Source organism: Caldisericia bacterium (assembly GCA_021158845.1).
GTDB lineage: Bacteria > Caldisericota > Caldisericia > B22-G15 > B22-G15 > B22-G15.
Genome location: JAGGSY010000135.1, coordinates 1 through 4,852, shown reverse-complemented (window position 1 = coordinate 4,852; position 4,852 = coordinate 1). Strand labels below are relative to the sequence as shown.

Annotated in this window: 4 protein-coding genes; 1 reads left to right on the top strand and 3 read right to left on the bottom strand. The window is 38.3% G+C overall.

What is annotated here, in order from left to right; translation table 11 throughout:
• Positions 1-26: 26 nt before the first annotated feature.
• The 3 genes from J7J33_04945 to J7J33_04935 form a co-directional block, all read right to left on the bottom strand.
• On the bottom strand, positions 27-287 hold the full coding sequence (locus J7J33_04945) for a type II toxin-antitoxin system HicA family toxin (protein ID MCD6168634.1): 261 nt from the start codon (positions 285-287) through the stop codon (positions 27-29).
• 125 nt (positions 288-412) lie between these two features.
• Positions 413-3,139, bottom strand: coding sequence for a PQQ-binding-like beta-propeller repeat protein (locus J7J33_04940; GenBank protein MCD6168633.1), 2,727 nt, complete (start codon positions 3,137-3,139; stop codon positions 413-415).
• A gap of 19 nt (positions 3,140-3,158) precedes the next feature.
• Positions 3,159-4,601 carry a hypothetical protein gene (locus tag J7J33_04935; protein MCD6168632.1) on the bottom strand — a complete coding sequence of 481 codons (1,443 nt, stop codon included), beginning with the start codon at positions 4,599-4,601 and terminating at the stop codon, positions 3,159-3,161.
• Positions 4,602-4,750: 149 nt separating this feature from the next.
• Here J7J33_04935 and J7J33_04930 point away from each other — a divergent pair.
• Positions 4,751-4,852 (top strand): cold shock domain-containing protein (locus J7J33_04930; protein ID MCD6168631.1); only part of this gene is annotated, 102 nt, incomplete at its 3' end.

Sequence of the window (4,852 nt, the reverse complement as noted above, 5' to 3'; positions counted from 1 at the left end):
GATTTAAATAATATTCTACCTTGTTTTTAATTTTCGTTTTCTTCATACCATTCCTCCAGATCTAAAGCGTTTATAAAATCAATTAAAAACGCTCTTTTAACTTTACCTTTATGAACCACACCAACTATAGGTTTTCTCATACTTTTAGTTAATTTAAAATGACTACCTCTACATTCAACGTATTTCCAGCCAAAATATTCAGCCACCTTTAAAATATCACTCAACATAAATTCTGGCGGTTTCCTCAAAATTCTCTCAACAATCTTCTTAATTCTACTTTTATTCAACCTCTTCTCCTATGATATCACATATAGTATCATTGTCAAGCATCTATGATAGAGGTGTATGCCTTAAATATACTAAAAAGGGGTGGATTATCCACCCCTTTTATGGTTCTAAGTTCTATAAGGAATTATGGTACAACTTTTCCCCAGTTTTGAGCGAGTATCACAAGATCTATTCCATCAACCCTTAAATCTCCATTGAAATCACAATTTGGATTCCAGTTTTCTTCTCCCGGGACCGAACCAAAGGCTTGCATAAGTAAAACAAGGTCGTATCCATCAACAATTTTATCTCCATTTACATCTCCCTTAACTCCTGTTCCTTCTCCAATTTGAAGTGTATTTCCATACGATTGACAGGAGATGTAGAGTGGCGTTGAGTTGTATAACGAGAGATTTGCAATCTGAAGGGTTCCATTTCCGGGATTTGTTGCTCTAAAGATTATGGTGAATACAACTCCATCACCTGAAACACCTGTTAGTGCTGGTCTTACCGCCTGAAGGGATACATACCCCTCCTGATTGTGAATCTTGTAGGCAATTATAGGTGAGATACCGTCACTGCCCATAAATCCACCATCCCTTATTTCATCTACCTGAACAAGATTTGGATCAAAGAGTATATCCATGTTTAAAGATACAAGGTCATTTACTCCTGTAATCTTTACATCCACTTTAAAGGAATCACCTGCATTAACATTCACGAGAGAAGGGATTAAAGTTAAAGTTGTGTTGGAGGGAGGCATTATTACAAGAACAATATTTGCTGTTCTAATCTTCCCTTCACTTTCGCCTTTAACCACAAGCATATATGTGCTTGGCTGAAGAGAAGAGTTGGTTTCAATCTTTAGATAAGCAGTATCCACTAAGGATGGAACTGTAGCAGGAGAGAATGTTGGGATTATCCCATTTGGCAGAGGACCACTTGCGCTTTCAAGGGATAGGCTCACATCTCCTTTGAATATCTCATCTCTTTCAATTTTAACTGTAAAGAAACTTGTACCTCCCTGTGTTATGGTTCTTGAGGTTGGTGGGACAACCTCAATTTTAAAGTCTCCTGTGGGCATTATTACCACAGTGAGAAGTATGTTTACCTCTGCTCTTTTTCCTCCTCCTGAGCCTGCAACTGTGAGTGAGTATGGACCGGGTGGCGTGTTTTCTCCAACATTGATGGTCAAAACAGAAGAGACAGTAGGAGTGATTGCTTCAGGAGAAAAGGAGAAGGTGGTATTAGGTGGAGGGTTAACCAGTGTTAAATTTACAGGAACATTGAATCCCCCTTGAGCTGTCATGGTTATTATAAATGTGGCACTTTCACCCTGATATGCACTTCTTTGAGGAGGTTGAGCATTTAATGTAAATGAACCCTGAACCTGTGGTCTCACATCAAGAGTTACAGTCTTTGTTGCAACAAGGTTTCCACATCTTCCCTCAATTTCAAGGAAGTAAACATTTGGAACAATTTGGGGAAGTGCTGTTACTGTTAAAGTTGCTGTATCTTCCTCTGATTCAAGGGTTTGAGGTGAAAATGAATAGGTTAGGTTGTTTGGGGGATTCTTAAGGGAAAGAGTAACTTCTCCTGCAAAGGTTCCATACGGTGTAAATGAGATTGTGAATGTGGTGCTTTCTCCTGCATATATAACCCTTCCCTCTGGTTCAACATTTAGATAGAAGTTTGCCGTTGGGAAGAAGGCATACAGGTAGTGATCAGATGAAGCTACAAATAATCCTCCCTGAGCTATTGCAGGGGAGGAGTATATTTCTCCATCTGTTGCATATTCCCATATTTTTTCACCTGTGTTTTTATTCAATGCATAGATTTTCTTATCACGGGATGTAAAGTAGACAAAATCACCAGAGACAGCAGCAGAGCCATCAATTGGTCCTTCTGCATCAAACTGCCACAATTTTTGTCCAGTTGTCTTGTTTATGGCATAGAAGTGTCCTTCTCTATCACCAACATATATTGCTGTATCATCAACGGCAGGAGTGGATACAAAGTTTCCTCTCTCTGAAAATTCCCATACAGGAGAGAGTGTGGCAGACAATGCGATAATCTTACCTTTTATATCTGGAAGATTGGATAGAGAGGTAACAAATAGATAGGTTCCATCTGTGGATATAGATGATTCGTTTCCCATAGATGTTATTCCAGGTATCTGATAGGTAAAAAGAATATTTCCATCATAAAGATTTATTGCATATACAAGTCCACTGAATGTGGATACATAAACTGTTCCACCAATTACTGTAGGGGATGAGTACTCATGGTATGCCACTTCTCTCTTCCAGAATTCATTTCCATTGGTTGCATCCACTGCATAAACATAACTTGGGTTTCCAACAGTTCCAAAAATAATATACCCATTTACATAGATTGGGGAGGATAGAGCTTGCCCAAGAGGTGAGAATTCCCAGATTTTACTTCCAGTGTTTGCGTCAAGGCAGTAAACTTTGGTAGGTCTATTTGGATCTCCACCAGATGCGAAGTATACTCTTCCTCCATTGTATAGAGGTGCTCCAAGAATATAGTTTTCTGTGGCAAAGTCCCATATCTTTGTGCCATCCTCAACATTGAAGGCGTACAATCTTCCAGAGTAATCTCCAACAAATACCTTACCTTCTGCGACAACAGGCGAGGATTTAGAATTTTGAATTAATGGAGCTCTCCAGGAATAGGCGTTTAAGGGAAGGGTATGTGGATCCAGAACTTCATCAGCCAGACCACTATGATGGATGTCATGCATAAACATGGGCCAGCTTGTATTTTCTGCTTTTACCCTTGAAGAGATTAATGTGAATCCTCCAAAAATAAGGGAAATTAATACAGCAAAAATTAAAATTTTATTTCTCATGAGATTCCTCCTTTTCAAGTTAATCCCCTGGATAGGTTATAGTTATTATCTGTAATTCTGGATCCCATTCCACTTTAGCACCAAAGGCTTCTGATACAAATCTCAATGGGACAACGGTTCTTCCTCCACCAAGTTCTGGGATTTCAATGACCTTTGGTGGCACATCCAGATAGTATCTTTCTCCATTTATTAAAGCCTCTTTCTTTCCGATCCATAGAACAACAACCTTGTCACCAAGAGTTATAGTTATTCTCTCCTCCACAGGATCCCATCCCACATCGGCACCAAAGGTTTCTGCAACAAACCTCAAAGGGACAAGTGTTCTTCCATTCTCTATAAATGGAGCAAGTTCAAGCATTACAGTTTCGTCATTTACCACAGCCATAAGATTACCAATCTGTAGTCTTATTATTGTTCTTGGCTTATATATCACATGAATCTTTTTTACAGTTTCATTTCCTGCTTTATCAATGGCTTTGATGGTGAGTAGATTATCTCCCTCATTTAGAGAGTAGGAGGCAGTGAAGTTTCCTTGAGAGTCAGAAATTACTATTACTCCATTTACATCTACTTTTATATTCGGCTCAGTTTTTCCTGTCACATCTATGAGTTTGTCTTTAACCTCTGTTCCATCTTGAGGAGAAGTTACCTCAAGTTCTGGAGGGGTTATATCAACTATAAAGGTGTATGTTAAAACCTCTGATTCGTTTCCTGCCTCATCCTTTGCCTTTACAGAAAAAGTATGACTTCCCTCTTTAAGATTCGGTGTAACATAGCTTGTAGTGTGTTTCCATTCACTCCAATCCTCCTCGTCAAGCTTATAGGAGTAAAGCAGATTTTCTGGAAGAGTTTTATCATCACTACCTTCCCACTCAAACTGGACACTTAAAGTTTTATTTGTCTCTGGAGGAGGTGTCGTTGTAAATTCTACTGTGGGAGGACTTTTATCCTGAGGTACTACAGTAACCCTTAATGTTGTAGCTTGAGTATCTATGTTCATCTGCCTCATCTTTGAATCAAAAAGGGTAATGTTTTGGAGTTTAACATCGTATATACCCGTGTTTCCTCCCACAAAGTTTACCTTAAGAAGAAGTCCTGAACCTGATACACCCTCAACCTGTCCTATCCTTGATATTCCCACAATTATTCTATTCTCGTTCTTTTTGACTTTGGAGAGGACAACAATACTTCTCTTGTCTCTCTCAAGGAAATTTTTCTCTTTATCTGTTGACTTTTCTATACCAGATTGCTTAACCGAGAGTTCATTTAATGGCATGGATATATCGAAGGCGACTCCATACAGATCAGTTACATCTGAAACTCTAATCTCAAAGCTTGAGTTGGTTCCAGAAACCACTGTCATGGTATCTGGTTCAATGTAGATTCTTGGATTCCCACTTTTCCATGCCACACCAAGTGGCAACAGAGAAAACAAGATTAATAAAGTTAAGATTTTTTTCATCCACTTTCCTCCTTCTTCAATTTAGAAGAAAAACACTTCTTTTTGTTTCCAATCTAAGTTTAACACAAAAATTATTTCTAAATCACAAGAGATTTATCAAACTATGCCACTGTTTGACTATAAATGTGTTATAATTTATACTTAATTTGATGGAAGGAAAGGTAAAGTGGTTTGATCCTCAGAAGGGATATGGATTTATAGAATTTAAAGGTAAAGATATTTTTGTTCATTATAAGGATATTGTGGGGGAG

Bases quoted from the DNA above. Each gene is read 5' to 3' on its own strand.
- J7J33_04940 (MCD6168633.1), bottom strand. From the start codon at position 3,139: ATGAGAAATAAAATTTTAATTTTTGCTGTATTAATTTCCCTTATTTTT.
- J7J33_04935 (MCD6168632.1), bottom strand. From the start codon at position 4,601: ATGAAAAAAATCTTAACTTTATTAATCTTGTTTTCTCTGTTGCCACTT.